We start from the raw sequence: 25,984 nt of genomic DNA on the forward strand, positions 1-25,984 counted from the left end.
GGGGGCACTGTCACTTGGCCCTCCGGCTCTCTACCGCCCAACATGAAAGAGCGTTCGCCTCCGGGCTGGCGCGGCTACCGCCGCGCGTCACGTGGCGACCTTCGAGCCGTGTTACTCCGACGGCTCTTGCGCCAGCGCCTTCACTAAGCTGAGGATTTTTCTTCTGACAGCCGCGTCCTGAACCTTCACGAAGGCGCGATTGAGAGCGAGCCCCTCAGCGGAGTTCAGGAATTGGACGAATTCATTGCGTTCCGTCGTCGGTTCTGATTCTACTGCTGAGAGTGCTCCGGGGTTATTCTCGAAGAAATAGGCGACCTGAACGCCAAGAATGTTCGCGATCGCCTGCAGCCGGCTCGAACCGACACGATTGGTGCCCTTTTCGTATTTTTGGACCTGTTGAAAGGTGATACCAAGCCCTTCTGCCAATGTCGTCTGGCTCATCCCTTTGAGGGTACGCTGCAGACGGATGCGGCTGCCGACATGAACGTCAATTGCATTGGGTGTCTTCTGCTGTGGTTTATGAAGCATCATTTCCTCAAACTGGATGGCGCAGCCGGTGGATTGGGCTGCTGCGTTAAAACTAAACGAATGTCACTTTTTCCGGTACGACCTCGCCGGGGGATGCGCAACGCCGCATGTCCCGCAACACGTGTTGCGCCCGTTCATAGGCCAAAACCAAGTCCGCATTTGCGGCTTGCCAAGGTTCGAACAGCTTCGCGCGTCGTTCACCCAGCGACATGTATGCAGACTGAAACGCTTCATAGTCGTCCGGTCCAATACTCGCCTTCGACAACTTCACCGCCCATATATGCAGGATGACCCGCTCTTCAGTGTCCAGCGCGTCCTTTTGTTTCTGCAATTCATGAAAACGAGCCTCGGCCCGCCGATAGGCATGCAACGCCTTCGCCGCCCTCGCCCTCAAACTCAACGATGCACGGAATCCGCCTTGCGGCCATTCCCCCATTGGTTCACCTTCCAACAACCCGCGTTTCTGCCGGTGACTGCTCCCCAATAGGAAGCAACTGCGGCTTTTCGACCGCTGCTGCGACGGGACCGGGTGTTGGAAAACCTGAAGGTTATCAGGCACAGACGCCTTTAGCCGGAGCCTGGACATACGCGCCCGTCACCCGGTCGCCGTCAACTCCGTTCCTATTCCTAACCTTGCGAGGTTTCCACGCCTCGGCCCACGTCTCCACAGGCGGTTTTTTATTTATGGATTGCGGAGGTTAATTTTGCAACTACGCAGTGAGCTTGCCCTCTCACGCAAACGCCCTCTGTACCAAGCCGGCATTGAGCTTACTTCCGACTAACGGCGAGTGTTCCGGATCTGTGTCGCTATGCGACCGCCAGGGTCAGATGACCGACCGTATCGGCGGCCGGCTTTACGGTAATCTCGATATCGTAGCCAAGGCGGTTCAGGCACTCCATCAGTTTGCGTTCCGACAGGTTCGTGAAGTCACCACGTAAGAGGGCCGATACCTTCGGCTGCGGAAGGCCTATGCGCCGGCCGGCCTCCTCTTGAGTGAGGCTAAGCCTACGCACAGCCTTCGTGATCTCGATCATCAGGCCGGACTTCACTTTCAGTTTTTCGGCATCAGGAAGACCCAGATCGGCAAACACGTTGCCGGAGCTGGTTTCGACCTCGATCCCGTCAACGACGCGGGTTGCCATGTCTCATCTCCTTTGCAACAGTCTCCGCAACCTTGAGCCGGGCGCGGATGATTTCCATGTCCTCTTTCGGGGTTGCTATCCCGCTCTTGCTCTTCTTCTGGAAGCAATGCAGGACGAACACCGCTTGCTCAAATCTGACCGTATAAACGGCCCGATACGTGCCGCCGATGTCATTCTCGACCACCTCGAGGACGCCAGCGCCGCCAAACCCCTTGAGCACCTTCGCGGCCGGATGCTGGTCGCCATGTTGCGCGAAATGCAGCGCGTAGCCGAAGAACTTCCGCACGTCCGCGGGGAGTTGCATCAGGTCTTTTTGGCTACTTCCGATCCATTCAATCGGGCGTTCGTCTGGGTTCATGCTCACCTTATACCTGAAATGATATAAATGGCAACTCACTCATTCAAGCTGGCCCAAAACGCTCCCGCCCTCTACCTTTTCCAAAGCCAAGCGAGGGCTGCCGCGTATGATGATTTTGCGGATTAAATACGAGGGGTGCCGCACCGACCCGCAACTTTACGCGGGTCGGAACCGCCGTAGGGTTGCGTGAGCAGCCCGAACAGCGGCGTCCGCTTATTCTTTCTTATAAGAAAGAGAAACAGATAGGGATTCAGTCTGTCTGGCGGACTCACGTTGTTTGATCGATTTTCCAAGGCGGGCAAGGGCCTGCCCGAGCGGATTGTCACCTGCATCGAACAGGGTTCTCTCCTCCAGAGGAAGTGACTGCCGATGGGCGTCGATCGCAGCCGCTCGAATTTCCCGTGCGTGAGTGTAATCGTCCGGGAGCGGATGGGGTGCACCAAGCCGACCGAGCAGCCGGCGGGCTTTCTCAGGGAGCGAAAGCCGGTAGGCATTGCTGGTTTGCTGGACCTGTGGCCCACGTCCGGCATTGCCCGTGGGTTCGTAGCGCCGCAACCAGTCAAGAAAGCCATGTGTGCGTAAAGCTTTCAATCCGCGCACGACCGCATCGCGTGAACGCCGAAGCTTTCGCATCATCGTGTCGATCGACGGCTCGAGGCGGCCGGTACGGAAGTCTACCAGGTTGACGAATAGCTCAAGGATTTCGACTGCGACCGAACCGAGCGGGCCGCTACGCGATCCAGGCTGCCGCTGCACACGCTCATATCGTTTCGCGGCAAGCAGAATCTGTTGAACCTCTTGGCGGTTGGTGCGGCGCCAGAACACACCTTCGCATTTCCCGGCCGCGCGCGATTGCTTCCGAACGGGCATACGCTCCCGGTCGGCCGATGCTCCGACGAGCACCGCCCCTAATTGTTCAAACATGCTCCTGTCCTGCCTCCGCCCATGGGAGGGCATGCCTGTGGACAGCGGACAAAAATCAACCGTTCCCGCAAAGGGCTACCCCTTGCAGGTTCGTGATCGCTCGGCTATGTTGGGACTTGAAATTGGTTGGCCCAACAAGCCGATGTCTTTACTGACCGAAAACCTCTCTCCGCTCCAACGGAGAGAGGTTTTTTCGTTATGCCCTCGTTTCTTTCTCGATCAACATCCTCAATGCTTCTTCAATCAGCGGGCTCCGCGAACCCGACCCGCGTTTCACCTTGATTTCATCAAGCCGATGCATCAGCTCGGCGGGAATATCGGCGTTAAGGAGAACCCGGCCGGCTGCACGCCGCCGCGCCCGCAACGCATTTACCCTGTCGGTACTGACGTGTTCGGAACGACTCATAGGTTTCATGCAACAAGAACAGGATCGATTCTGCAAATCCTCGCGCGTCGGTTGCTGATGGCCAGGAAAACACCGACGCACATTTCCGCGCAAATTGTACAAATCATACGAAATCTGGATAGGTTGCATCAACTTAGCCCTGCAGGCGCGAAGCGGTCATCACGACACTCTCCGGGTCCCAGCCCCATGAGCCCGCATCAGCGCCATCAGCATCGGCCCGAGCGAAAATTCCCCCCGCTCCGCTTTCGCCGTCAAATCCCGCAGATAGCCTCCGGCATTGTTTATATGCCCTCCCCTTTCGAGGATGCAGGCCATTGCAACCGCGGCATTCTGCGGCCCCATGACATGGCAGGCATCCTCATAGGCCGACGGGCTAACGCCGAGCATGGAGCGCACGACGATCGCAGTCGACATCAGGTCCCGCCAACTGCTGATCGCCCCTCCCGGCGCGTAGTCGGCGATGTCCCTACACGCCTGCAATACCATAGCCAAAGGAAATGCCTTTATCGGTTCCCCTTGCGGCCGGTTTTCCTGGCTCGCCTTCACGCCCTGCTCTTTTCGAGAGCTAGGTTCAAGTTCATGGATGGAATCGGTATTTGAATTCTGTATGTGGCGTTCAAAACGGACATCATTGGTGTCTATTTTTTCACATTTCATCTGCATTTCCAGCAAATTAACGATCTCATCGCGCAACATCTCCATTTCCTCGAGGATCGAGGCAAGGTCAGTAGTTATTGGCGTGCGTGGAATTTTCGCCACAAGGCCCACGAAATGTTTCTCGACCGTTCCCCAGTCGCCGGAAGCGCCCTCCTCCATCGCGGCCGTGATCAACTTGCGGACGTCGCGGCGGCAGATCGAAAGCGCTTCCTTGGCCAGGAGGAAGTGTTTACGCTCTGCGGCGACCTGCTGGGCCATTTGCGCAAGTTCCTCGGCGCGAGCCAGCATCGGAGCAAGGCTGAAGCCAAATGCCTGCTCGATGTCACCGGAACGGCCCTTGTGGGCATATCGTTTCCCGTTCGGGCTGTCCTTGCGCACTATCAGGCCGGCGTCCACCAGGGCCACCAGATGGCGCCGAAGCGTTGTTCCTGCAATCCCATGCGCCCGGACGGAGAGTTGTGCATTCGACGGGAACACGACAAGTCCCCTCTCTTCCGACAACTCGTTTTGCGGATAGAACGTCAGCAGCGCGTCCAGCACAGCCAGAGCCCGATCCTGAATCCCGAGAACTGCTCGCGCTTGGCAGGCGTCGCGGAAGACTTTCCATTTGTCGGCGGTTTTTCCCGCCTTAATCTCGGCCGTATCAAGCTGCCTTTTCACCAAGGCAAGCGTCATCGGCCGCCGCCCAACAGGCGTCGTCACACTATGCGTCTGCATTTTCCTTCACCTTTCAAAAGGCAAAAGAAATTCACCCACCAAAACGGCGCCAAAGGCTCTTGACTGTGATTCGGGGAAATGCGATTCTTCAGTTGTCACATTGAAGAGAAGGCTTCCACGACGGCGACGTTTGGGGGCCTTTTTCTTTTGCGGCTTAGGTCCTTTCTCGGTCCTTAGTTGAGACTAATCGGCAAGCCTCAGGGCTTTCGCGATGTAATGTATTCCCGATGGAGCTCGCGCAATTGTTTCATGACGAAGTCGGCGAATTCAGGGGAAGCTTTTTCGTCGAAAAGTAGCGTGATTTTCGAGCCTTTTCGCTCAACAGATGCCAGTTTCACACCCTCTTCGCTCTTGATGGTCTGGGCTTTGCCATTTGCCCGCTTTGCCGACAATGCTGCCATCACCTGGTTAAACCTGGTGTCGGAATCGGCCGCCTTGAACTCACGACTTTCCAAGAGAGCATTCAGTGACTTGTCCTTCGCCTGAGAAAGACGCTGGGCGAGCGCAGCCCACCTTGGACGGCCCGCTTTCGGTGCGGGCCCGATTGCCTCGACAATGGACCGCGGCAGCGAATGCCCGAGTGCCAAAAGACGAGAAAGCTGTGTCTTCTCCATACTAAGCGATGTCATGATCACCCGCCGGTCGAAACCGCGCTGTTCGAGTGCTAAAGCAAATTGCGCTCGTTCGATGTAGCTGAGATCCGAGCGAGCGGAATTCTCTTGCCCCTGAATAATGACAAGTTCTTCGTCCGTCAGGTTCTGGACGACGGCTTTGACCTTCCACCCCAAAGATGTCAGGACGCGAACGCGTCGGTGTCCAAACGCAATCTGATATCGATCAGCCTTGGCCGGGTGGGGACGAACCAGAACAGGGCTTTTCTGCCCTGTCTCCTTTATTGCTTCGACGAGCCTTTGATAGTCTTCTCCCTCATATGGAAGACGGTCCGCAACGAAAGACGCCTCTAATTGAGAGGGGTCGAGCTCTACGACTGCCGCACCGGAAGCGATCAAAGCTCGCGCCTGGTCGGCAGCACCGGCGATATTTCCGAGTGACCGTCCCATGGCGCCAACGGCGCCAGAACGGATGTGGTGAAGCTTCTTTTCTGTCGCCTGCTCCTCATCCGAGGTGTCGGCCGAATCCGGAGAGTTGCCATGTGGCAACTCTTGCTCACGCCTGGAAAGTATGGCTTTCAGGGTATCCTTGCGGCTCATCCGGCCCTCCCCCATGCCTGTCTGATAAGGCCTTCAATTTCGCCGTTCACCGCATCGAGTGATTCTAGAGCGCGATCATACGTGTTCTTCGAAAAATTCTCTCGTCCGACCTCATAAAGCGTTTGCTTCGAAAGGCCAGCGTCTGAGATTGCGGTGGACTTCAGCATTGCATTTGTCAGCACACGCTCGCGGAAAAGCGAGCGCATGAACCCCACCATTTGTGCTTGCGGCCCATCTGAAGGTTCATAGCGCGTGACGACATATCGAATGAAGTCATAGTCGAGATCGCCCCCCGAGTCCTGGACAACACTCAGGAGATCGGACGCCATAAGCAAGAATTGGCACATCGACATCACATCTAGCATTTGCGGATGCGCCGTGATCAATAATCCCGTTGAAGCGCAAAGCGCCCCAAGCGTCAGGAAACCTAGTTGCGGTGGGCAATCGAGCACCATGACATCGTAGTTGTCGGCAACTGTACCGAGCGCCGAGGCAACACGACCAAAGAAAGGTTCAGTAGAATGCTCCGACAACGCCCTTGGCGTGTCATGTTCAAACTCCATTAGTTCGAGGTTGCCGGGTACAAGGTCTAGCCCAGGAATGTAGCTCTTGCGGATGACATCGCCCAACGGGCGGCGTAGTTCATCGTAACGAACGGCCGCATACATCGTCTCATTGGACGCGATATCATATTCAGGTTGATAACCATGCAGCGCTGTCAAAGACGCCTGCGGATCAAGATCGACTGCAAGAACACGATAGCCCTGAAGCGCAAGGTACTGGGCCAGATGAGCGGCGGTCGTGGTTTTGCCGCTGCCGCCCTTAAAGTTGACGACAGCCATCACCTGGCAGTGTTCATCGTCCTTTCGACGTGGCACATATTTTTTTCCCTTCGCGTTCTCATCGAGAACCGCGCGAATTTGATTAATTTGATCGAGCGTATACGATCGTCGTCCACCGGGGCTGATGGAGGGCTGCGGACCTTTGCCATTCAACGACAATTGACGAAGATAAGCATCAGCGATCCCGATCAACTTGGCAGATTCGACGGACGAGAACGAACGGAGGGTCTTTTGTGATACCGGGGGGAAGAGCGCGGCGCGCATCGCTTGCAGCTCGGCAGACAGAGCCGCACCATCACCAGCGATGACTTCGGTCATCGGGCGCTTCTGGCTCAATGCCGGGGATATCTGACTACGGCCCTTAGTCATAACTACGATATTTCTCTTTGATGATTGTAAATTTCGTAGTTTGAACCTGCCGTGAGTCGCATCCTTTGGCAAGAAAATAAGGGTTAACGAAAGGTTAAGCCCCCCTCTGATGGCAGGGGCCACGCAGAAGTTCACGCACCGGGGCGGGCACCTCCGATCAATTCCAGCGCCTCTTTGTGTCATCTTCTGCCTGCGGCAACACGCTGTTTTCTAACACACAATCCCGGTTGCCATATGGCAACTCATGGCCTCCTGTTCATCACAGCGTTTCGGGTGGGCGGCATGCGTCCCGCCTCCACCTCAACCAATGGCATGGGTTCGATCGTACCTTTGCGGGAACCAATCCTATCGAAACACGAGCCCAGTGCATCGGTTAGCAGAATCATCGGACTCAAATGGCGGGCGGGAGGAGAGCAGGAGAGGCGGGGACGCCTCTCGTCTGGTTTCGGGCGGGTCGATCCCGGCCGAAACCAGCCATCGGCCCGACGATACCGCAAGAAAAAACCCGCAACATAAAGCTGCGGGTCAAATTCACAGAGAGGGCCGGGGAAGGGCCCGTCTTACTATTCCGCGGCGATGGCCGTGACGTCAATCTCCTCTTCTGTCACTGAGCGCAGTTGAACCGGAAGCCATGTCTTTCCAGAAAGCGCCTTTTCCGCCAACGCCACGGCTTCCGTCTTCGGAGCCTTTGTCACCGCCTTGACGGCGCTTGTCGCGCAACCAGCTTCTTCCAATAACTCGGCAATCTGCGCCTTGGACAGGCGGGAAAGGAAGGGGGCTTTCGGCTCCCAATGCTGGCGCATGTCGAGTTTCAGGGCTGCGGCTAACTGGTCGGCATGGGAGAGACGGTCACGATCGTGATCGTGTTTGCCCTCCACGGCATTAATATTGGCGGCGGTAATAACGGCGAGAAGGTCAAGAAGCTCGTCCTGTGGCTGCTCCAGCAACCATTCCCAAAGATCGCCCGGATCGCCGGGGAGCTTGTGGCCCCACGTTTCGTGGATGCTATTCCATTCACTGAGAGCCGCGCACGCTTCCGGCTCCTTGATCGACGGAGCGAGGTCCTTCAGCTGCCCACTGATTTCAATGACTGAACCGATCCGCCAATAGCTCGGCCCGGTCAGGAACACTTTCAGGGCCAACGGATAGAGCATGACGGCAAGGGCGAGATCGGGGCGGGTGACAAGCTCGTTGCGCATGGCAACAGTGCGGATCGCCGTCAGTTCCTCGACCAGCGCTGCGGAATAGCCGGTGGGCTTTTCGTCTTCATCGTCATTACCGGAAAGGGCAGGGGCTCCCCCGGCGCTGGCATCTTCGCCGTCCTCCCGTTCTGTTTCTGGCTGGCGCAACCGACGCAGTGCAGCCAGATCGTCGGCGCGGACAAGCCCCGTTTCGATCTGCAGGGTTCCTCCGTTGCCAATGGTCACGACGGAACCGGCAAGAGCTTTCTCCTGCACATCATAGACCTTGGCCGCATTCCGGATCGCCTCAATCTGCTGCTCGATCTCGTAAAGCGTCGCCTCGTCCGCCTCTGTGGCAGGATCGCCTTCTGCACAGTTGTCGATGCGGGCCGCGATTTCATCGAATTGCTCGCCAAGACTGGAAAGCTCCACCTGCTCCGCCTCGGTCGCAACGCGATTGACGGGAAAGATGCGGGCAAAACCGCCGTTGTGGATGGCCGATGCCTCAAGGCTGATCTCGACCCATTTCCAACCCTTCACCTTGAGAATGTCGGCTTCCTGTTCCAGCTTTTCGGTCGCTAGCTTCGTCAGCAAGGGCCGATCCGTCAAAAAGGTGGTGCTGGCATCGGAAAACAGGTCGCGCATGATGGCACCGCCTGCTTCCTCGTAAGCCTCGATCCCGACGAACAGGGCCAGCTTCTCGGCGCTGCGGACATGATCGCGGGTGAGCATGGACCGCAGGCTGTGAGGGTCGCGGTTCCATGTCTGTGAATCGAACCATGCCCGTTCCTGTGCGGTATAGTCATCGCTGATCGCCAACGCTTTTGCCTGATCGATGCGGATTGCATCCTCGCGCAGCACGTCCAGAATGCGCGGGGAAAGATGGGCAAGCTTGAGCCGCTGGCGCACTGTGGCGACGGACTGACCGAACCGGGCGGCGATCATTTCCGGGGTCATGCCGTCCTCGAGAAGGTGGCGATAGGCCAGAATCTCATCGCAAACGTGCATGGCTTCGCGCTGCGTGTTCTCGGCAAGGGAAATCTCTATGTCGTTATCATCACCGGAACGGACATTGCAGGGAATGAGAGCGGCCTTGTCGATCCGGCCTTGCTTGGCGAGCAGCAGGAGAGCGGCAAACCGGCGCGATCCGGCGACAACCTCATATTTATTGCCCTTCTGCGCCTTCCTGACTGTCAGGTTATGGATGAGGCCATGCGCCTCGATGCTGTCGGCCAATTCGGGAATGGTCATGGCCGCGTTCTTCTTGCGAACGTTCTTCTTGCTGGCGACCAGGCGGGACAGGGGGATTTGCCGCGTGTCTTGAATAAGGGAGGTTGCCGGACCTTCGGCCTCGATCTCGATGGCAACGGCTTCAACCGTGGTTGCGGGCATAGTGATAGCGTTCATGGGAATGGTCCTCATGCTAGTGTGATTGAAATTGTCAGTGGGGGAGGGGAGGGACCGGCGCTTTAAGCGTAGCCGGTCCAGTTGAGCGGTCTGCCGTCCCAAAGGAAAGCGGTTCGCACATTGTCGATGCGGACGGACTTGGAACGCCCGTTGACGCGGCGGCGCATGGGTTCTCCGGTGAAGGCGTCGAGCTTCGGAACCACCTTTCCGGTCATCCACGGCTCGTTCCCGCTATCGGCGGAAATCTGCGCCACCTCGCGAACCTCGACCATGTGACTGCCGATGATCTTGGTCACCTGATAGAAATCGATATTGGTCTGTTCATAGCCCCATGAGGCGTAGAGAAGGTGGCCGACCTCGAAGCCATGGGGCTTCTTGCGCTCGTCGCGGCGTTCCTGCTGCCCCTCGGCCCAGCGCCGCCGTCCCTCGAAATGCTCCGCGATCTTGCGTTCGCGGGCCTGCGGGCTGGCAAAGCTGTGGTGCCAGTCGGGTTTCTGCGCCTTGCCGTGAAAGGCGATGGCGGCGGGTTTGTCCTTGTGGCTCGTGTAGATGTAGACAATAGCATCGCTGGCCTTGTCGGCGATCTTCACGGAGCCTTTCGGAATATAGAATTCGCGGGAAGGGGCGAAGCGCATCATTCCGCGTCCTCCCATTCATCGGCATAGACCACTGCGCCGGCAACACTGCGGGCGCATGTGCCACCGCAAAAGCCATTCTCATAGGCAGGCCAGTACCGGTCATACGCGGCGTCGAAATCGGGCCGTTCTCCGTTAAGCCGGGCCATCTCGCCCGCGAAGCTCTCAAACCATTCCTCAAATGTAGGTTCGCACATTCCCTTGTCCTTTCTCTTTTGGACTGCGAAGCAGGACCTCGTCCTGCTTCCCGGGGCCGCGTGAGTGGTGGGGATGGAAGGGGACAACAGGCTTCGCGGGGAACCGCCTGCACGGAACGGAGCGTGAGCGCAGTGGAGGAAGGCGGGCGGAAGCCTGTTTGGGGGAGAGAAGGGGCAAGGCCCCTCGGCCCCCATTAATGCGTAAGATCGCGCACATGCGCGACATCACCCGGCGAAGTCGCCGGCAGCGCAAAGGATCGTTACCGGAATCGGCGGAAACTCAAAGAGGTTCCGTGGAGCAGCAGCATCGGCCGCTGCGGATTAGAGCCTGGTCCGAAGGATGCGTACCGCCATCAAAAAAGAAACGGTACCTGTCACAAACCAGAAATCTCATCTCCTATTAGATGAGAGGCCACGAGGTTTCTCACTCCGGCGCCGTCATCGATACGAGCGCCACAACAATCGGAGAGATAATATGTCTATTATTGAAAACACCCGCGAAATCCCGGACTCGGTGCTCAACTGGTCCGCAGACGCTCCCAAAGGCGGTAAAGCGGTCATGAACCGCGTGCTGAAAGACGGTGCGGCCGTTCCGCTGTTCTTCGCACAAACCCTTATCGCTTCGCTCAGGGACGTCGGCTACAACACCACGACCTCAGCGCTCTGCGAGCACGTTGACAATGCGATTCAAGCAGACGCGGATGAGGTCCGGGTATATTTTCGCCAGGCAGGGAAACAGGGAGACGCTGTTATAGACGCCGCCGTTTACGATAACGGCAGGGGCATGGCTCCCAACGTCTTGAAGGTTGCGACGTCGTTCGGTGGTTCGATGAACTTCAACAATCGATCGGGCATCGGTCGTTTCGGTATGGGCATGAAAACAGCCGCGTTGAGCATGAGCCCGACGATGGAGCTGTTTTCGTGGCAAGAGCCCAACGCTTTCTACAACATGACCCTTGATGTGGATGCGATCGGCAAAGAGCGCGCCAATGCCGTCGAACTTCCTGATCCAACGCTGATGAACGACTTGCCGGATGAGATTGCCGATTTTTTCATAAAGCCGATGGGATTTCCGACGAGCGCGGCGGAACAGGATCTGTTCGTCGGCCGCGGCGACGATATCAACGAGCGGTTGGGGCAGTCCGGCACGATCGTCTATATGCCGGCCTGTGATCGGCTGACCTACGCCAAGGCGCGTACGCTCGTCGAGCACGCGGTAAAGGAAATGTCTCGCGTGTACCGTCGCGCTATCGCCGACGGATTGCGCCTGTATATCAATAACCGTCGGGTCGAAGCTTTCGACCCGACGTACTCAATGGCCAGCGCGCGCCATGCGAAGATGATCGATGTCGAGACGAAGACCAGCAGATTGCTGTTTGCCAAGACTATCGAGGTTCCGATCAGGGAGCACTCACACAAAAAAGAGAAGATCATCATCCGGCTTTACCGTTTGCCGATCGAAGAATGGTCTACGCTTTCGCGCAAGTGCCTGCGCAACGACCTTCAGGTTTTCAATGGCCTGACCGTCTCCATGCTTAGGAATGATCGCGAGGTTTTCGCGGGCGCAATGACGGAACTGACGACCCGGCATGCTGTGACGCATTGGTATCGTATCCAGATCGATTTTCCGGGCTCGCTGGATGAAGCGTTCGGTGTCGCCGCCAACAAGCAGGGGGTCCGGCCGAAGGGCTATGTGAAGGACGCCATAAAACTGGCGATAGGTGAAGACCTCACCACGTTGAACGAGGAGATCAAGCGCTACCAGGGTGCCCAGGCGAGCGCTCGCAACAGCGCGCAGCCGAGCGCCAGTGAGGCAAAGGCAACTGATGCCGATCAGCATCAGGCCAAACCGCTTCAACTGACCGCCGAAGAGGAAGCGGAGCTCGAGGGAAATCTCCGCGTCCTGGCCGTCGCGCTGCGGCGCGATGGTGAGAGCGATGACGAGGCTTTCGAAAGGATCAAGGAATCGAAGTATCTTATCGAGTTCAAACATGATGAATACTGGCCATTCTATCATATCGAACACCGGTTTGGCCGGGTGATCCTGACCTTGAACACGGCGCATCCGTTCTTCGAGAAGCTGTATGAGCCGTTGCGGAAACTCGCGGCAGGCGGTGCCTTTGGCGAGGAAGACGACGGTATCGAAGCGCCCAAAACCGAGGGTCAGGACGGACCGCTTGTTGCTCTGGAACTATTGCTGTTGTCTCTGGCTCGCACGCAATCTCAGATCGCGGTGAGCAACGAAGATGCAAAGAAAACGCTAGAGACGTTGCGACGTGAATGGTCGGAAGCCTACCGCGTCCAGCTTACGGCGTGATTTTCAAGGCGGGCGAAAGCCCGCCTTGTTCTAAGGCCCTGAAAGGGGTACAACTAGACCGGGCGTTAAACGGCGCTGACGAATCTGTAAAGCTTCGAACCGGACACAGCGTTCCGACCGAAGATCCCAGAACTGAAACCCGCCGTTGCCCATTCCCGCAGCTCACACGAGCTGCACAGACAATGGGAGAATGAACATGGCGGATCTTCCGCATCCTTGGGACGCGTATGCGTCGTATCAAGAGAAACTATCCAAAAGATCATCAGTTGACGATTTAGCTTGGGGTCTCGAAAGCGCCCTCGACAAGATCCTGGACAACCCGTCAGCCACTGACGTCACCCGAAGCGACGTGTTGGCGCGCGTGGTTGCGAACGGAGCGCGCCGAAATCGATATGACAAGGTGTTGATCAAGAAGTTCGTCGAGCCAGCGACAGAAAGCACGACACCGTCTTGTGAAGCTCGCATAGAGGTGAGATCAGATATTCGGCATCTGCAGCGGGTGTTGAGTCTTTCGGACTTTCGAATGCTTCTCGCCGTAGGTGCAGGTGAAAAACAAGCCGCAATAGCCGAGAGCGAGAAAATTGCCGCACCTGCCTTGCGCGCGCGACTAGCGCGTGCTCGCGCGCTGGCCATCATCAAGCTCGCCGCGTAGGAGGATCATGGCCGCCATGGGCGCTAGCTACAACGGCAGATCGGACAAAACCGGTGCAACGGCAATGTGGACACGCAAGCGAGAAACGGCCGTGATCGGTTAGCCGTGGCTCTTCACCTTCTTGCCCCAGGTCTTCTCGAAGCTGTTCGGTGCCGGGTCTTCAGGCTTCGTCGGAAAGGCGACGACGGTGTTCTCAAGCGCCGGATGCACGTAGGATCGTCACATGGATATGCGGAAACGCGTCTGGGTTCCGTGGAGCCGCAACCGCGGCGGAATAGAGCCTGGTCCGAAGGACGTGTCCTAGAATCGCCGATCTGAGATCGGGAAGTTAGGCTGGTCCCAAGGTATTATCCTTTAGGCGATGCCAGGGGTGCATGTGATTGGCGATCTGTACCGCCAAGCTATGCAGCGCAATCTGCTTCATCTCGGTAACGGGGAGGGGCATCTGCTCATCAGTTCGTCTGCCTGCGGCCCACCGCCCCATCTCCTGGCCCAACGACATGGAAAGAGCCACGCCTCGACCAGAATAGACTCCGCCGAACACAAGGCCGGGGCCGAGTCGGTAGAGCCGCGGTCGCCGGTCGGGAACAACGGCGAAGGTTCCATTCCAGTATTCGACCACATTGGGTGGCGTGCTGAAAGCAGCGAAGGCCTTACCGAGGAGCTGTGTCACCTTTGCGCGGCCCCGATCCGCCTCGTCATACCAGAGCGTATGGGTTCCACCACTGACCAACCGACTGTTGGAGTCGTAATGGAAGTAACGAAGATCATTGCGCATATCGGACACAGCCGGATTGCCGACAAGTATCTTGGCGCGCAGGTCTGCCGACAGCGGTTCGGTCGCCGCCTGAAAAACTTTGAACGGGATCAGAGTCCTCTTCAAGGCGGGCCAAATATCACCGGTGAGCGCATTTGTCGCCAAAATCACCTCCGGCGCTGTGACACTGCCTAAAGCGGTATGGATACGCCAGCCGCTTAAAACACGCTCGATGCGCAACGCTCGGGAATTCTCATAGATCGTAACGCCTTCCCGTTCCAGCGCGGCGGCAAGACCGATCGTCATGGCGAAGGGATTGATGTGGCCGGAATTATGCATCATCCAAGCGCCAAGATAAGGGCTTCCGATGCGTGCCGTTGCCTCATCTCTGTTGAGCCACGAAACGTTCGAGCCGAAGGCTTTCCACTCCTCGAAGAATTGCCGCGCACGTTGCAGCGTTTTCTCTGTGTGAGCCGGTTGGATCCAGCCTTCCTGGACCTGATGAGCATCGATGCGGAAGCGCTGCATCAAACCGAAGGCGGCGCCGGCGGCGCCGGCCACCATGCCGTTGTAGCGATCACCAATCGTCTTGCCGTAGATTGCTTCGAACTCGGAAGGCGAAGCCTTAGAGTGGTGGGAAATCACAAGGCCGTTGTTCCGGCCGGATGCCGCAGAACCAATTTCATTGGCTTCGAGCATTATGACATTGACGCCGCTTTCGATCGCGCCTAGGGCGGCGGTCATACCGGTGAAGCCGCCCCCTACGACGAGTACATCCGTCCGGTGGTCCCCCATAAGGCTTGGCGCAGGGAGCCGCATCATGGCCGTCTTACGCCAGAGGTGCGGAGTCTTCCAGTCAACCTCAAACATAGGCCGTCCCCCTTCTGGAGCACCATCGAAGTGTCCGCTGAGTGAAATGATTGACCAGCTCCTGCTCTGATCCCTCTCTGGTAGCACTCGCCCAGATCAGGCGGAGAAGGACGATGTTCAAATTCCTGTTATGTAGAGATTATCAATTACGTAGTTAGGAGCAGTAGCAGCCTGAGTAACGTGCTGCCGAGAATTAATACCTGTTAGGACCAAAGCGCTGGTAATACCGAAATTATTCGCACCCAGAATGTCCGTCGCAAGCTGATCACCTATCATCATCATAGAGCTGTCGCCACTTCGGCGTTTTGCTTCAGCAAACATTCTATCACTAGGCTTGCCAAAAGAGATGACTTCTGGTGATTTTCCGACCAGTTTCTTGAGTGCCTCATCAAACATGGTGGCAAATATTCCTGAACCGAAGGCGTAGCTGTCCGCGCCTCGAGGATATGCCCTATCGCTGTTTGCGAGCAGCAATAAAGGTAATCTGCCGCTCTCCCTGAAGCATCGTACACATGTCGTCAGCGCCGCCTCCAAGGTTTCACGAAAGGGAAAGCCCTCGTCGTCAAGCAGCGCTAGAACGTCGAAGAAGTCGGTCTCACCGCAAGCGACAATAGGATGCGTGCCGGTTTCCAGAACCGCGCGGCATGTCTGAGGCCCAATAAAAGCGACGGTCGCTCCGGCCGGTACGGCGTCACGAAGATACGCCTGAACAAGAGATCCTGCCGAAATGACACGCTCCGGTGAAAGCAGGGGGATGCCGTTGCGACGCAATCGCTCGTATATGCCGGTTTCGGTGTCACCGCAGATGTTCGTCAATATGAAATACGGCTTCTTGCTTTCGTTGAGATATTCGACGAACTGCGGCGCATGTTCGATGGCTCCGCTTTTATCGATCAGGACGCCCATGATGTCCAACAGCAGCGTACCGTGATCGCCCACCAGTCGCTCAAGTATGACCATTTAACGAACCTCTTGAATTGGTGAGGGAAGCATCTGAAGTCGCCCACATCTCGATTACCGGGATGCCATTCGGCATCGGTTTTGCTTCGGGTGAATGAAGGCCTTTTCTCATCGTAGCCGCATAGGCCCATTCCAACCATTGCGTGAGATGCTGCAAATCATCTGCTTCAACGGTCGGTCCGCCCCAAATTCGAAAGCCGGCAGGTGCGTCGTGCATGGTGAAAATATCGTAGGCGACTCCTTCGATCTGAAGCATTTCAATCATGGATTTGCAGACGCGCTCTGCCTCCTTGCGCTCGAACGGTTGAACCAACTGGAGGCACAGGGAGACGCTGGAGCGGGAGTTCTCATCGGCCAGCCAGTCTATCCACGACGTTTCTTTCACCCAATCGTCGACGACCATGTAGTTGAGTTGCACCCGTTGCAGGAGAGCCGGAAGGCCGCCTATCCCTTCCGCCCAATCGAGCGCGGAATGGAGGTCTTCGAGAGCAAGAAGACTCGGCGTGGAAATCGTGTGCCCTTCGAACAAATTATGAAGGGCGCCGCCGTCAGCTTTGCAGAAATTGAGAAGCTTCGGTCGAATGGATTTCGATATGTTGGACGTGGCGCGATTCAATGCCCGAGGCCCGAATGCGATCATGCCATGTCCTGCTTCGCTGCCCAGGCCCTTCTGCCAAGACCACGTCACAGCATCAAGTTTGGTGAAGTCCAGAGGCATCGCGAACGCAGCTGATGCGGCGTCCGCAATGACCAGACCGTCCCGACCGTTCGTCACCCAATCTAGATCTTTGACGCACACGCCGTTGCCGGTTCCGTTGTAGACAAGAACAACGTCATTCTCATCCCTGACATCGGAGGTCGGGGGAAAGCCTCGGCCCGTTCCCTTGTGAACGCGTGCGCGGTGGCCCATAAGACCGGCGATGTCATCTGCCCAATAGGCGGAAAAACCGTCTGACACGATCACATCGACGTCGCGCTGGCCAAGCAAATTCCAAAGGGCAAACTCAATGGCACCCGTAGCGGAACCAGGCACAATACCCACCACCCAATCATCGGGAACGCCCAATAATTGACAAGAACGCGTGATGGCCCCCGCCAGTCGTAATTTACCCGAACGACTACGATGGCTTCTACCAAGCAGGGTTGTCGATAGACGAGAAATGTCCCAACCGGGATGCTTTTTGCACGGGCCCGATGAAAAGTTGGGGCTGCTTGGTCGTGCTGAAGGCCTACGACGACGAAATCCGGACTGATCGTTCATGCCACTTTCTCCATTTGCGCTGTCATGGAAGCCTCAACCGTGAGCGCGCATTGTTTAGCCGTCTCAAGAATCGCTTGGTTGAAACTGGAGGAATTGGCCGGAATGTTTTTGATCCAGTGAAAAACTTGATCGCCAGAAAGAGAACGGTCGCCCAGAATTTCCTGGACGAATGTCGGATGTAAGCCGTTTGCGGCGCCGATCTGATAAAAGAGATTGTCGCCCCAGCCGTATTTTTCTTTCAATGGATTGAAGTGCTTTACGACGAGCTGCTGAAGCCGATCTTCCGCAAGTTTCGAATATCCCGGCGTGACGACGCGCAGCAATTGTTCCGTACTGGCATTGCCCGCACCCCGTCCCATGCCGGCAACAGTGCAATCGAGCCAAGTGCTTCCCGCCTCTGCCGCACACAAAGCGTTCGCGATTGCCAAGCCGCTATTGTCATGAGCGTGGTAACCGATGTCTGCGCCAAGTCCTTCGGCAAAATCGCCGACTAGATCCTTGACCCGGGTTGGTTTCATCGTGCCGAGTGAATCCGCGACATAGACAGCCTCCAGCCCATCGATTTTCTTGACGAACCTGAGGCACTCCTGAATTTCGCGCTGATCCGCCATATCGATTTGCATCAGATTGAGAAAAACCCGATACCCACGGTCAAGAAGAAGCTGCACAAGGCTTTCACACTTGTGTGCCGTCCGATAGTGAACGGCTATGCGAATGATATCGATGCCGCCCTCAACCTTTTGACCGAGGTCTCTGTTGAGCTTAGATCCAGTATCGCCATCGTATTCGAGATAATCTTTCGCATCGATCATGACCGCGAGCAGCGTGTTTTTGCTGAAACGCAATGCGCGCGCCTTGGCGTTGTCCACGTTTGCGAACGGCCCAGCACTCGGACCTTTACCTGCAAGGCCAAGTTCGATGACATCGACCGGAAGAACGGCCATGGCGGCAAGGTAATCTTCCACCAAGTCTTTAGGGAACGTCCAATTTGTATAGTATCCTCCGTCTCTGAAGGTGCAGTCCAAGATGCCCAGTGAATTCGAAATACGTGTATACATAACCTTAAATCCTCCTAACGTTCTGTTTTGGATTGGAAATTTCTTTCAGGCTGCGTGGTATCCGCCATCAACATAGAGGATTTCACCTGTCACGAAGGAGGCAGCATCGCTGGCCAAAAAGACATACGGGCCGAAATACTCCGAAAGCTCCCCCCGGCGACCCATCGGCGTATGAGCCATTGCGCGCCGCTGATAGGGGGTATCCAAGTCGACATGAACGCCCTTCATGAAATTGTTGATGTAGCCCGGAGCGACAGCATTGACGCGGACGTTCCTGTCGGCCCACTCGACCGCCATCGTTTTTACAAGCTGGTTGGCTCCTCCCTTTGACACGGCATACGGGGTCAGCCCCGGAACGCCCAGCGAACTCGCAATCGATGAGGTCATGACAATACTGCCGCGCTTTTGCGGCAACATCCGCTGGGCTGCCGCCTTCGCGCACAGATAGTAGCCGCGCACGTTGATCGATAGGACATGTTCCCATTCATCGATCTCATACGTTTCTGCAGGCTTGATGATATCCGTGCCAGCGTTGCAGATCATGACGTCGATCTTGCCGAAATGGTCAACGGCACCTCCGACAAGATTCTGGATATCCGCCTCGCTTCTTACATCAGCTGGCACGGCCAGGACTTCGTATCCAAGCGCTTCGAATTCTTGCTTCGTTTCCCGGAGCTCGTCCACCTCGTGGGAAGAAATTACAATCTGTGCGCCCAGCGAGGCAAAGCATCCGGCTAACGCTTTTCCCAGCCCGCGGCTGGACCCGGAAACAACGATCGTTTTACCTGAGATATCAAATAGATTCGTGGTCATAGCTGCGCTCCTCAAACAAAATCAAGTTGACAAATTCGGGCGTATTTCACCCGCCGGTTCTTTAAATGCGAAGATCTTCAATCTGGAGCGGTCAAACGCTCTCTGGACGTACCAAAGCACCTGCAATTCCGCGAAGCGCTTTGCTTGCGGATGCCCATCTCGACCGCTTTTCCATCAGGCGCTCACGGTGCTTTTCGGTGTTTTCCGAAAGACGCGAGATCTCCGACTGGGAGATTTCTGGTGACGGACCCGCGCCATATGCGAGGGTCTTTATTATGGCTTCCGGAGAAAGGTCCGGCAGGGTGTCGTCCACCCACTCTGGATGAAGACGCAGCATTGCCGCGAGAAGGTTATCATCATTGCCGGCCAGGACTTCTTTGACCATGCGGCCGACTTCATGATGAACCTGGCGGAATGGCAAATTGAAGCGTTGAACAATCCACTCAGCCAACGCCGTCGCGCCCGTTTGTCCCTTATCCAACCTCGCGTCCATATTTTCTTTAACGGGCGCTGCCAAATCGACAATTAGGCGGGTCAACTTCACAGCATCCGCAAATTGTTTCAAAGCACCCCAGACAGGTTTGACGCTTTCGGTACCAACGGCGATTGAGTTGGAAAAAGGCGTGAAGTGCTGGGCCATTGCGGCGGAGCTGAAGGCACCAAGTGGCACTGCACACATTCCCTTGATGTTTTCGAGAACGTAGACATTGCGTTTCTGCGGCATCATGGAGCTTATGCCTACCATCTCGTCCGGGATGTGGAAGAAATTAAACTCGGCCGTTGTCCAGAGCTGAAAGTCGTGGGCCAACCGACTTAGCGTAGTCGCTGTCACACTGAGCGCCGCAAGTAGTCTCAGAACGACATCGCGCGAAGCAATCGCCTCAATTGAGTGGGAACTGGTCGTTTTGAAGCCCAGGAGTTCAGCTGTTCTTGCGGGGTTGATTGGAAAGCTGGTCCCACAGATCGCTCCGGCGCCCAGAGGGCATGTTTCCAGTTCATCAAAGATTGCTGAAATCGTCTCCAGATCCCGATCGAACGCCGCTGCGACGCCGGAGAAATAGTGGGCAAGGCTTGTCGGCTGGGCAGCCTGATAATGAGTGTAAGCGGGAAGCAGGATCGCTCGGCATTCCCAAGCCTTGGAGAGCAATGCTTTCTGCAAATCCACCAGATCGCGTACAAGGATCGCCAATTCCTCACGCAATCTGAGGCGTAAAACCGTTGCCCCCAAATCATTTCTGGAACGGCCAGCTTGAAGCATGCCCCCTATTTGTTCCCCGGTCTCAAAAATTAGAAGACTTTCATAAAGCATGAAAGTTCCACGGGGAGATGGCACGCCCTGAAGAACCGCAAATCCAGATCCTTGCAGATCATTGATGCGATGAACCAATGTTGTCGCGTCATCAGCGCTTATCAAGCCGGCCTCTTGCATCATTACTAGATGTGCCAAGTCCACCTCGGCTATGTAATTCAGCTCGTGCTCCACGGTGGTATTGTCGATATTACCGAACAATATTTCGGCCGCTTCAGGATCGATGGACGATGCCACACGACCAGTGTTGGCAAGGTCGAAGGGAGCTCTTCTAAGCGCATTCATAAATTTTGCCCTCCTTTGAGCTTTCGCCGGTCTCGACATAGGAGGGCGAAATCATGCTCAGCGCAGCCCGAGCCGCAGCGCTTGCCTTTTCCCCTGTATCTGCAAGAGTGATGATGTGGCCGATGCGGTCTCGAAAATCTCCCTGCAATTCGACATCGAACGGAAGGGACTTGTAGAGCCGGACGTCGGAAACATCCGGCGCGCGCTCAGCGTCGGAGAGGCCGTTTACATGCGATATCCTGCCATTTCGATCTGGAAGCAGGAACCGGATCGAGGTGCGGTTGTATCTCGTCACTTTGGGGCTGCGGCCCGATCCGGTGGAAAGGCGAATAGATTCCTCGATCAGATTTATACCGCTGGCCAAACGAACCAGCTCCGGTAGGAAGCCACCGGCTAAGCGAGGGTTTATCTCGATGATCCGCGGGCGTGATCGTAGATCGAGCTTGAGCTCGACATGCACCGGCCCCCAATCAAGCTTGATTTCCCTACAGACTTCGCGGACGTGGTGATGAATGGCATTCCTGGTTTCGGAGGCCAGTGCTGCTGGAAAATCATGTCCAATTTCGACAAAAAAAGGCTCTTTCCCAAGATGCTTGCGCGTAATTCCGACTGGCTCGCCATTGAATATTTCAACAGAATATTCTTCGCCGGAAATATATTCTTCCAACAACACGGGTGCGGATGAGCCGGCATGCAAAATATGCGTGACCTGCTCCTTCACCTCGTCTTCGGTCAGGCAAAGACGGACACCGACGCTTCCGGAACCGGCGACTGGCTTGACGACGACCGGCAAGCCAATCTGCCGAACGGCTTCATGGACATCACTCAGGTCCGTGATTTCTGCAAAGCGAAGGGTCTCCAGACCTGCACCCTGAAGAGCGCGGCGCAATGCAGCTTTATTCCTGCACGTTCTTACAGCCGTCAGCGACGGCCCGGAAAATCTCAATTCCTGCGTCAAGCGAGCTACCGTTTCGATGAAATACTCGGAACTGGTCATTATTCCGGCAACGCGTCCCAAGGACGCCAAATGCCTGCAAGCGGAGAGAAGGCTTTCCAAATCCGACGTATCACAGGTGACGACTTCGACATCCGTATCGACCAGAAACGCGTATTTACGCGGATCCTTCACCAACAAAACCGGCTCGAAGCCGAGGTCGCGAGCCACGCCGAAGAAGAGCGGTCCTGTTCCGCTCGTGTTGCTTTCGATGAAGACAACATAGGAAGCCATCATGCCGCCCTCGCTTGCAATATCGATCGCATCACGTCGTCATAGGATCGACGGCGCCAATGGAAATAGCTCCACTCCGAACAACCGTCCTGCGGGCGGTCGACGCCGATCGGTTCTTCCGGCAATGAGCCGGTCCAGTTAGCTAGGTTCTTGAGCCAGTCGTCATCGTAGATCGTTTCGACATATCGGTGCCCTTCGTCAGGGAAAAAGGTAACCACTGTTTTCCCGGGATTCTGCTTCGCCCACCAGTCGGCAACAAGCCACGCGGCACCGCTTGTTCCGCCTTGAAACAGGCCGTGCCGCTGATGAAGCTTTCGGGTGGCGAGAAAGGCCGCCGGAGCATCCACCCAATGGACCTCGTCGAACTGGGTATGATCGACATTCTTTGGCATCAGACTGTTTCCAAGTCCGCGAAGAAGTCGCTTTCCATCCTGCTGGCCGAAGATGACACTGTTCGGTGTATCAACGCCAATCACGGTCAAGTCGGGATTGAGATATCTGAGGAAATGCGCCGTGCCGGACATCGACCCGCCAGAGCCGACCGTTCCAACCAGGCAGTCGATCGTACCGAGACGGCTTGCTATCCATTCGGAAACTGCCCCATAGGCCCTGCGATTGTCCTCGTTGGTGTATTGTGAGGGGCAGAAACATCCGGGATTTTCACTCATAGCTTTCGCCAGGCGATCCAGCCTTGCTTGTTGAAAACCGCCCAGCTCGCTCGGCTTTTCCACGATGTCAACGGTCGCGCCAAGCTCCCGCAACCGGTTCTTCAACTTTTCGTCGATCGCAGGATCGCTGACCAAAATGAGCCTGTACCCGCGAACCGCCGCAAGCATAGCCAGCGCGAGGCCGAACGTACCAGATGTGGTTTCGCAGATAGTTCCGCCCGGCAGCAGCCGACCGTCTCGCTCTGCCTGGTCCAGCATGTAACGCGCCGGCAGGAGCTTCATGAGGTGGAAAGACGCAGCGAATAGATTCGGTGCTAATCGGAAAAGCCTGGGAAGCTCCAGGTCATTGAAACTGCGGGAATCAGCAGGCATAGCGATACTCGGCCTCTCTCGTAAGAAATTGCATGAAGGGGGGCATGTCGATCTTGGCAAGTGCACCGGAAGCTCTGTGGACCAACTCCTCAACATTCGGGTTTTGGGCATCAAACATGAGCCCGGCTACCGTCCCGCTATGCGCGACCTGAATGCCCACAGCACCGGTATCGGCAGCGATCCTTTCGATCTCCGAAAACATTGGCTTGGGAAGGAAGCGCTGATTGATACGCGCGCTCGCCGATGCCACACGCCCGATCAAAGAGGCATCCCCCGTCAGGATAGCTTTGCGCGCCATGGCCAGAAGAGACCTGAATGCCTCCATTTCCCAGGCTGTATAGCGGGCAGGCGGGAAGGAAACTGTATCTACCGTCTGGGCGGGCGCAGTATTAACACACACGATTGACAGAGGGGGGAGCTGCGCGCCGACATGTTCGAGGACGACTCCTTCGCGTTGCGCGAAAAGCACGATTGTCTCGGTAAACATGATACTGTCGCTGGCCACCTCGCTTTCGACCGAGAGTTTTGCGACGGTCTCCGGGCTTAGTCTTTTACGGAAAGCATTAGCCACAGCGTTAATCGTCGAGACGATATCACTCGTTGAGGACCCCATCCCAAGCCCGATAGGGATGTTTGAGGACAGCGTGAGTTTTCCGCCGTACCCGTCCAGACCCAAATGAGCGAGTGTTCTCCGCGCTGCAGCTGCCGCTTTGGTTTTACTGGGCGGGAAAACGGAAATTTTTTCCCCTGCAGGCTCAAAATCCGCGGTCGTCGAGAGACTTGGGCACGGAAGCGTGATGAGTCCTCGGTGAAGATGACCCGTTTTGTCAAAAAATACACCTTGGAGGATTTCGCCACAGTGCGCCATGGCGCTATGGGTCCCAATACTTTTCTCTTCAGATGCTATCGATGCAATAACGCCGCGGGCGCTCAAAGAACCGTTCAAAATAAGCTGAGATTCCAATTCCACTCCTCCCTCAGTTGCAACTGACAAGACTTAGAGACCCCTCAAAATACATGAAGAGTTATTTCTAAGTGTGTGAAAGTATTCAATTTATATTATTACCGCCGCCGAAGCGTTTGAAAATATGTAGAGGAAAATTAATGAAATGTAATTTCTATTTTTGGTTTATTTTGTTTTGAAAACATAAATTGGTCGTGCAATATTTTCAGGTATCGTCATTTGCACGAAATTTGGTTCATGGGAGGAAATTTGACGCATGGTGGATCTGGACAGGATAGATTTTAAGATTTTGACGATCCTCCAAAACGACAACCAAATTTCCAATGCCGAGTTGGCCGATACAGTGGGTGTATCGGCCCCGACCTGTTTGCGACGCGTGCGGAGGTTACGTGAAGAAGGTGTGATCACTGGCGACGTCTGTATCGTCGATCCAGCCAAAATTGGCAGTAATCTAATGATCATTGTTGAGGTGGAACTTAGCGAGGAAGACACCGCCAGCATGAAAGAATTCGAGCGAAGAGCCGTAGCTCACAAGCTGGTCAAGCAGTGCTATTTGGTAACTGGGGAGACTGACTATGTTCTTTTCGTTTCAACCCTCGATATGGGCGAATACGAAAGTTTTGCCAGCGAAATGTTCTTCTCAAACAAGCTGGTCAAGAAATTCAAAACACTAATGGTAATGACGCGGCTGAAGAATGACACCACATTTGACGTCACACGTTACAATCCAAGGGCCTAATATGCGCGTGTCTAAAACAAGAAGGGTCTTCATCCTGCATCTTGCTTGAGGTTGGCCACCCGAGCATCGCAGGAGTGTTTTAATCTCTCTGACACTGCCGAAGACCGGAATGAGGCGCCGGCCACCTCATCACGTTTTCATATTGAACGCCGTCGAGAAGAAGGCTCTGTCGCTGGCCAAGCGCAAAACGAAGGCGATTGCCGCCGTCGCTGCAAATGCGAAGAGCACGCGACCTACCAATACGCCAAGGGCGTCTGCGCCAAGCGCCATAACAAGCAGAGTGTCTTCAATAAGACTGTGTGCGAATCCCATGAAAACGCATGAAAGAAAGACTTGACGAGGAGGTATCGCCCCAGACTGGGCCTCGCGGATCAAAAGGCCGGCGCCGTAGGAAATTCCCAGAAACAGCCCAATTGCGGTAAGATAGACGGCGTTACCTTGGATGCCGACGAGGCGCAAGAATGGCGACATCATCTTCATCATCAAGTTTAGCAGTCCCGTTGCGCGCAATGCTTCAAGCCCCAAGGAAAGCGAAAGTAGAATAAAAAACATCCAGATCATCGTTTTAAAGAGGTCCCAGAAAAACTCTGACCAAAGTGGGGTTGTGTTTAGTGGAACCCAGGCAGGATTTACCGGCGCGGACAGCCAGCCTGTCGCCTCGCAAAAGCGATGCAGAAGAAAAGCATAGAGTAACCCACCAGCTATTCGCAGGATCGTTGTTATGACCATACCTGGCCCGGCCTTTTGGATTATTTTTTGCTCGAGAGGTAGTCCATGCGCGAACAAAAGCAGGGCTGAGAAGACCGTGATATCTGCAACACTCAGATCCGAAACCGCGACAAGAGTGAAAACAAGCGGAACAGCGCCCCAAAGACCGACAATTATTCCAGTCAGCCATGCCAAGCCCAATGCAGATGGCAAGCCTATGGTGTGCATTACGGGGTCGAAAAAGGGCGCGATCGCCTCGATGACTCCTGCTCGGGATAGATACGCCGCCATGATGGTTATTGGCACTGTAATCTTTACAAGCACCCAATAGGTCTCAAGCGTTTCGCGGAATTTCTCCCGCACTGTCGCGAACACTTTCATCGAACTTCTCCTCTGTTCTCCCTTTATTCGTAACGCAGGTCGCTTCAAATTTTGGATCAAAGATTGC

General features: G+C 55.7%; 25 protein-coding genes. 3 read left to right on the forward strand and 22 right to left on the reverse strand.

Annotation, left to right across the window (positions count from 1 at the left end; genetic code table 11):
• Positions 1-111: 111 nt before the first annotated feature.
• The 12 genes from C5L13_RS27690 to C5L13_RS27745 form a co-directional block, all read right to left on the reverse strand.
• Positions 112-528, reverse strand: coding sequence for a helix-turn-helix domain-containing protein (locus C5L13_RS27690; protein WP_407070482.1), 417 nt, complete (start codon positions 526-528; stop codon positions 112-114).
• 52 nt (positions 529-580) lie between these two features.
• Positions 581-964: a hypothetical protein gene (locus C5L13_RS27695; RefSeq protein ID WP_105386493.1), complete on the reverse strand. Its 384-nt coding sequence runs from the start codon at positions 962-964 to the stop codon at positions 581-583.
• A 371-nt stretch (positions 965-1,335) separates the two neighbouring features.
• On the reverse strand, positions 1,336-1,671 hold the full coding sequence (locus tag C5L13_RS27700) for a helix-turn-helix domain-containing protein (RefSeq protein ID WP_105386494.1): 336 nt from the start codon (positions 1,669-1,671) through the stop codon (positions 1,336-1,338).
• On the reverse strand, positions 1,652-2,029 hold the full coding sequence (locus tag C5L13_RS27705; RefSeq protein WP_105386495.1) for a type II toxin-antitoxin system RelE/ParE family toxin: 378 nt from the start codon (positions 2,027-2,029) through the stop codon (positions 1,652-1,654). Before C5L13_RS27705 ends, C5L13_RS27700 begins: the two co-directional genes overlap by 20 nt.
• A gap of 213 nt (positions 2,030-2,242) precedes the next feature.
• Positions 2,243-2,953, reverse strand: coding sequence for a replication protein A (locus tag C5L13_RS27710; RefSeq protein ID WP_105386496.1), 711 nt, complete (start codon positions 2,951-2,953; stop codon positions 2,243-2,245).
• A gap of 196 nt (positions 2,954-3,149) precedes the next feature.
• Positions 3,150-3,488: a ribbon-helix-helix protein, CopG family gene (locus C5L13_RS29580; protein ID WP_342588207.1), complete on the reverse strand. Its 339-nt coding sequence runs from the start codon at positions 3,486-3,488 to the stop codon at positions 3,150-3,152.
• 30 nt (positions 3,489-3,518) lie between these two features.
• Positions 3,519-4,733 carry a plasmid replication protein RepC gene (gene repC / locus C5L13_RS27720; protein ID WP_105386497.1) on the reverse strand — a complete coding sequence of 405 codons (1,215 nt, stop codon included), beginning with the start codon at positions 4,731-4,733 and terminating at the stop codon, positions 3,519-3,521.
• Between the two features lie 197 nt (positions 4,734-4,930).
• A complete protein-coding gene (repB, locus tag C5L13_RS27725; protein WP_105386517.1) occupies positions 4,931-5,944 on the reverse strand; it encodes a plasmid partitioning protein RepB in 1,014 nt (337 codons plus the stop codon).
• A complete protein-coding gene (repA, locus tag C5L13_RS27730) occupies positions 5,941-7,104 on the reverse strand; it encodes a plasmid partitioning protein RepA (RefSeq protein ID WP_105386516.1) in 1,164 nt (387 codons plus the stop codon). The genes repB and repA overlap by 4 nt, the downstream gene beginning before the upstream one ends.
• Positions 7,105-7,718: 614 nt before the next feature.
• Positions 7,719-9,743 carry a ParB/RepB/Spo0J family partition protein gene (locus C5L13_RS27735; protein ID WP_245571511.1) on the reverse strand — a complete coding sequence of 675 codons (2,025 nt, stop codon included), beginning with the start codon at positions 9,741-9,743 and terminating at the stop codon, positions 7,719-7,721.
• Positions 9,744-9,805: 62 nt separating this feature from the next.
• Positions 9,806-10,381, reverse strand: a complete 576-nt coding sequence (locus tag C5L13_RS27740; RefSeq protein ID WP_105386499.1) for a hypothetical protein — start codon at positions 10,379-10,381, stop codon at positions 9,806-9,808.
• Entirely contained in the window at positions 10,378-10,575 is a 198-nt protein-coding gene (locus C5L13_RS27745; RefSeq protein WP_105386500.1) for a hypothetical protein, read from the reverse strand. Before C5L13_RS27745 ends, C5L13_RS27740 begins: the two co-directional genes overlap by 4 nt.
• Positions 10,576-11,134: 559 nt before the next feature.
• On the opposite strand from C5L13_RS27745, the gene C5L13_RS27750 reads away from it, so the two are divergent.
• Both C5L13_RS27750 and C5L13_RS27755 read left to right on the forward strand, forming a co-directional pair.
• Entirely contained in the window at positions 11,135-12,892 is a 1,758-nt protein-coding gene (locus tag C5L13_RS27750; protein ID WP_245571513.1) for an ATP-binding protein, read from the forward strand.
• Positions 12,893-13,088: 196 nt separating this feature from the next.
• On the forward strand, positions 13,089-13,544 hold the full coding sequence (locus C5L13_RS27755; protein WP_105386501.1) for a hypothetical protein: 456 nt from the start codon (positions 13,089-13,091) through the stop codon (positions 13,542-13,544).
• Between the two features lie 328 nt (positions 13,545-13,872).
• On the opposite strand, the gene C5L13_RS27760 is transcribed toward C5L13_RS27755, so the two are convergent.
• From C5L13_RS27760 to C5L13_RS27800, 9 genes are all read right to left on the reverse strand, one after another.
• Positions 13,873-15,171, reverse strand: a complete 1,299-nt coding sequence (locus tag C5L13_RS27760) for an NAD(P)/FAD-dependent oxidoreductase (protein ID WP_105386502.1) — start codon at positions 15,169-15,171, stop codon at positions 13,873-13,875.
• 117 nt (positions 15,172-15,288) lie between these two features.
• Positions 15,289-16,131, reverse strand: coding sequence for an HAD-IIA family hydrolase (locus C5L13_RS27765; protein WP_105386503.1), 843 nt, complete (start codon positions 16,129-16,131; stop codon positions 15,289-15,291).
• Positions 16,118-17,392, reverse strand: coding sequence for a PLP-dependent aminotransferase family protein (locus tag C5L13_RS27770; protein ID WP_205836896.1), 1,275 nt, complete (start codon positions 17,390-17,392; stop codon positions 16,118-16,120). Before C5L13_RS27770 ends, C5L13_RS27765 begins: the two co-directional genes overlap by 14 nt.
• Complete coding sequence (locus C5L13_RS27775; RefSeq protein WP_105386504.1) at positions 17,389-18,450, reverse strand: beta/alpha barrel domain-containing protein; 1,062 nt, start codon at positions 18,448-18,450, stop codon at positions 17,389-17,391. The genes C5L13_RS27770 and C5L13_RS27775 overlap by 4 nt, the downstream gene beginning before the upstream one ends.
• 45 nt (positions 18,451-18,495) lie before the next feature.
• Positions 18,496-19,263 carry an SDR family NAD(P)-dependent oxidoreductase gene (locus C5L13_RS27780; RefSeq protein ID WP_105386505.1) on the reverse strand — a complete coding sequence of 256 codons (768 nt, stop codon included), beginning with the start codon at positions 19,261-19,263 and terminating at the stop codon, positions 18,496-18,498.
• Positions 19,264-19,354: 91 nt separating this feature from the next.
• Positions 19,355-20,857 (reverse strand): argininosuccinate lyase, encoded by a 1,503-nt coding sequence (locus tag C5L13_RS27785; protein ID WP_158693550.1) that lies wholly within the window; start codon positions 20,855-20,857, stop codon positions 19,355-19,357.
• A complete protein-coding gene (locus C5L13_RS27790; RefSeq protein ID WP_105386507.1) occupies positions 20,844-22,088 on the reverse strand; it encodes an ATP-grasp domain-containing protein in 1,245 nt (414 codons plus the stop codon). Before C5L13_RS27790 ends, C5L13_RS27785 begins: the two co-directional genes overlap by 14 nt.
• Positions 22,085-23,125: a PLP-dependent cysteine synthase family protein gene (locus C5L13_RS27795; protein ID WP_105386508.1), complete on the reverse strand. Its 1,041-nt coding sequence runs from the start codon at positions 23,123-23,125 to the stop codon at positions 22,085-22,087. The genes C5L13_RS27790 and C5L13_RS27795 overlap by 4 nt, the downstream gene beginning before the upstream one ends.
• Entirely contained in the window at positions 23,115-24,089 is a 975-nt protein-coding gene (locus tag C5L13_RS27800) for a GHMP family kinase ATP-binding protein (protein ID WP_105386509.1), read from the reverse strand. The genes C5L13_RS27795 and C5L13_RS27800 overlap by 11 nt, the downstream gene beginning before the upstream one ends.
• Before the next feature lie 256 nt (positions 24,090-24,345).
• Here C5L13_RS27800 and C5L13_RS27805 point away from each other — a divergent pair, with 256 nt between their 5' ends.
• The gene (locus C5L13_RS27805; protein WP_105386510.1) at positions 24,346-24,828 is read left to right on the forward strand and encodes an Lrp/AsnC family transcriptional regulator; all 483 of its coding nucleotides are present in this window, start codon (positions 24,346-24,348) and stop codon (positions 24,826-24,828) included.
• Between the two features lie 129 nt (positions 24,829-24,957).
• On the opposite strand, the gene C5L13_RS27810 is transcribed toward C5L13_RS27805, so the two are convergent.
• Complete coding sequence (locus tag C5L13_RS27810) at positions 24,958-25,917, reverse strand: nucleoside recognition protein (RefSeq protein ID WP_105386511.1); 960 nt, start codon at positions 25,915-25,917, stop codon at positions 24,958-24,960.
• Positions 25,918-25,984: the final 67 nt, after the last annotated feature.

Origin of the sequence: Neorhizobium alkalisoli, assembly GCF_002968635.1 — a bacterium.
GTDB classification, from domain to species: domain Bacteria; phylum Pseudomonadota; class Alphaproteobacteria; order Rhizobiales; family Rhizobiaceae; genus Neorhizobium; species Neorhizobium alkalisoli.

Excerpts from the sequence above, each read along its gene's own strand:
- C5L13_RS27690 (WP_407070482.1), bottom strand. The coding sequence starts at position 528 with ATGCTTCATAAACCACAGCAGAAGACACCCAATGCAATTGACGTTCAT.
- C5L13_RS27695 (WP_105386493.1), bottom strand. The coding sequence starts at position 964 with ATGGGGGAATGGCCGCAAGGCGGATTCCGTGCATCGTTGAGTTTGAGG.
- C5L13_RS27700 (WP_105386494.1), bottom strand. The coding sequence starts at position 1,671 with ATGGCAACCCGCGTCGTTGACGGGATCGAGGTCGAAACCAGCTCCGGC.
- C5L13_RS27705 (WP_105386495.1), bottom strand. The coding sequence starts at position 2,029 with ATGAACCCAGACGAACGCCCGATTGAATGGATCGGAAGTAGCCAAAAA.
- C5L13_RS27710 (WP_105386496.1), bottom strand. The coding sequence starts at position 2,953 with ATGTTTGAACAATTAGGGGCGGTGCTCGTCGGAGCATCGGCCGACCGG.
- C5L13_RS29580 (WP_342588207.1), bottom strand. The coding sequence starts at position 3,488 with ATGCAACCTATCCAGATTTCGTATGATTTGTACAATTTGCGCGGAAAT.
- repC (WP_105386497.1), bottom strand. The coding sequence starts at position 4,733 with ATGCAGACGCATAGTGTGACGACGCCTGTTGGGCGGCGGCCGATGACG.
- repB (WP_105386517.1), bottom strand. The coding sequence starts at position 5,944 with ATGAGCCGCAAGGATACCCTGAAAGCCATACTTTCCAGGCGTGAGCAA.
- repA (WP_105386516.1), bottom strand. The coding sequence starts at position 7,104 with ATGACCGAAGTCATCGCTGGTGATGGTGCGGCTCTGTCTGCCGAGCTG.
- C5L13_RS27735 (WP_245571511.1), bottom strand. The coding sequence starts at position 9,743 with ATGAACGCTATCACTATGCCCGCAACCACGGTTGAAGCCGTTGCCATC.
- C5L13_RS27740 (WP_105386499.1), bottom strand. The coding sequence starts at position 10,381 with ATGATGCGCTTCGCCCCTTCCCGCGAATTCTATATTCCGAAAGGCTCC.
- C5L13_RS27745 (WP_105386500.1), bottom strand. The coding sequence starts at position 10,575 with ATGTGCGAACCTACATTTGAGGAATGGTTTGAGAGCTTCGCGGGCGAG.
- C5L13_RS27750 (WP_245571513.1), top strand. The coding sequence starts at position 11,135 with ATGAACCGCGTGCTGAAAGACGGTGCGGCCGTTCCGCTGTTCTTCGCA.
- C5L13_RS27755 (WP_105386501.1), top strand. The coding sequence starts at position 13,089 with ATGGCGGATCTTCCGCATCCTTGGGACGCGTATGCGTCGTATCAAGAG.
- C5L13_RS27760 (WP_105386502.1), bottom strand. The coding sequence starts at position 15,171 with ATGTTTGAGGTTGACTGGAAGACTCCGCACCTCTGGCGTAAGACGGCC.
- C5L13_RS27765 (WP_105386503.1), bottom strand. The coding sequence starts at position 16,131 with ATGGTCATACTTGAGCGACTGGTGGGCGATCACGGTACGCTGCTGTTG.
- C5L13_RS27770 (WP_205836896.1), bottom strand. The coding sequence starts at position 17,392 with ATGAACGATCAGTCCGGATTTCGTCGTCGTAGGCCTTCAGCACGACCA.
- C5L13_RS27775 (WP_105386504.1), bottom strand. The coding sequence starts at position 18,450 with ATGTATACACGTATTTCGAATTCACTGGGCATCTTGGACTGCACCTTC.
- C5L13_RS27780 (WP_105386505.1), bottom strand. The coding sequence starts at position 19,263 with ATGACCACGAATCTATTTGATATCTCAGGTAAAACGATCGTTGTTTCC.
- C5L13_RS27785 (WP_158693550.1), bottom strand. The coding sequence starts at position 20,857 with ATGAATGCGCTTAGAAGAGCTCCCTTCGACCTTGCCAACACTGGTCGT.
- C5L13_RS27790 (WP_105386507.1), bottom strand. The coding sequence starts at position 22,088 with ATGATGGCTTCCTATGTTGTCTTCATCGAAAGCAACACGAGCGGAACA.
- C5L13_RS27795 (WP_105386508.1), bottom strand. The coding sequence starts at position 23,125 with ATGCCTGCTGATTCCCGCAGTTTCAATGACCTGGAGCTTCCCAGGCTT.
- C5L13_RS27805 (WP_105386510.1), top strand. The coding sequence starts at position 24,346 with ATGGTGGATCTGGACAGGATAGATTTTAAGATTTTGACGATCCTCCAA.
- C5L13_RS27810 (WP_105386511.1), bottom strand. The coding sequence starts at position 25,917 with ATGAAAGTGTTCGCGACAGTGCGGGAGAAATTCCGCGAAACGCTTGAG.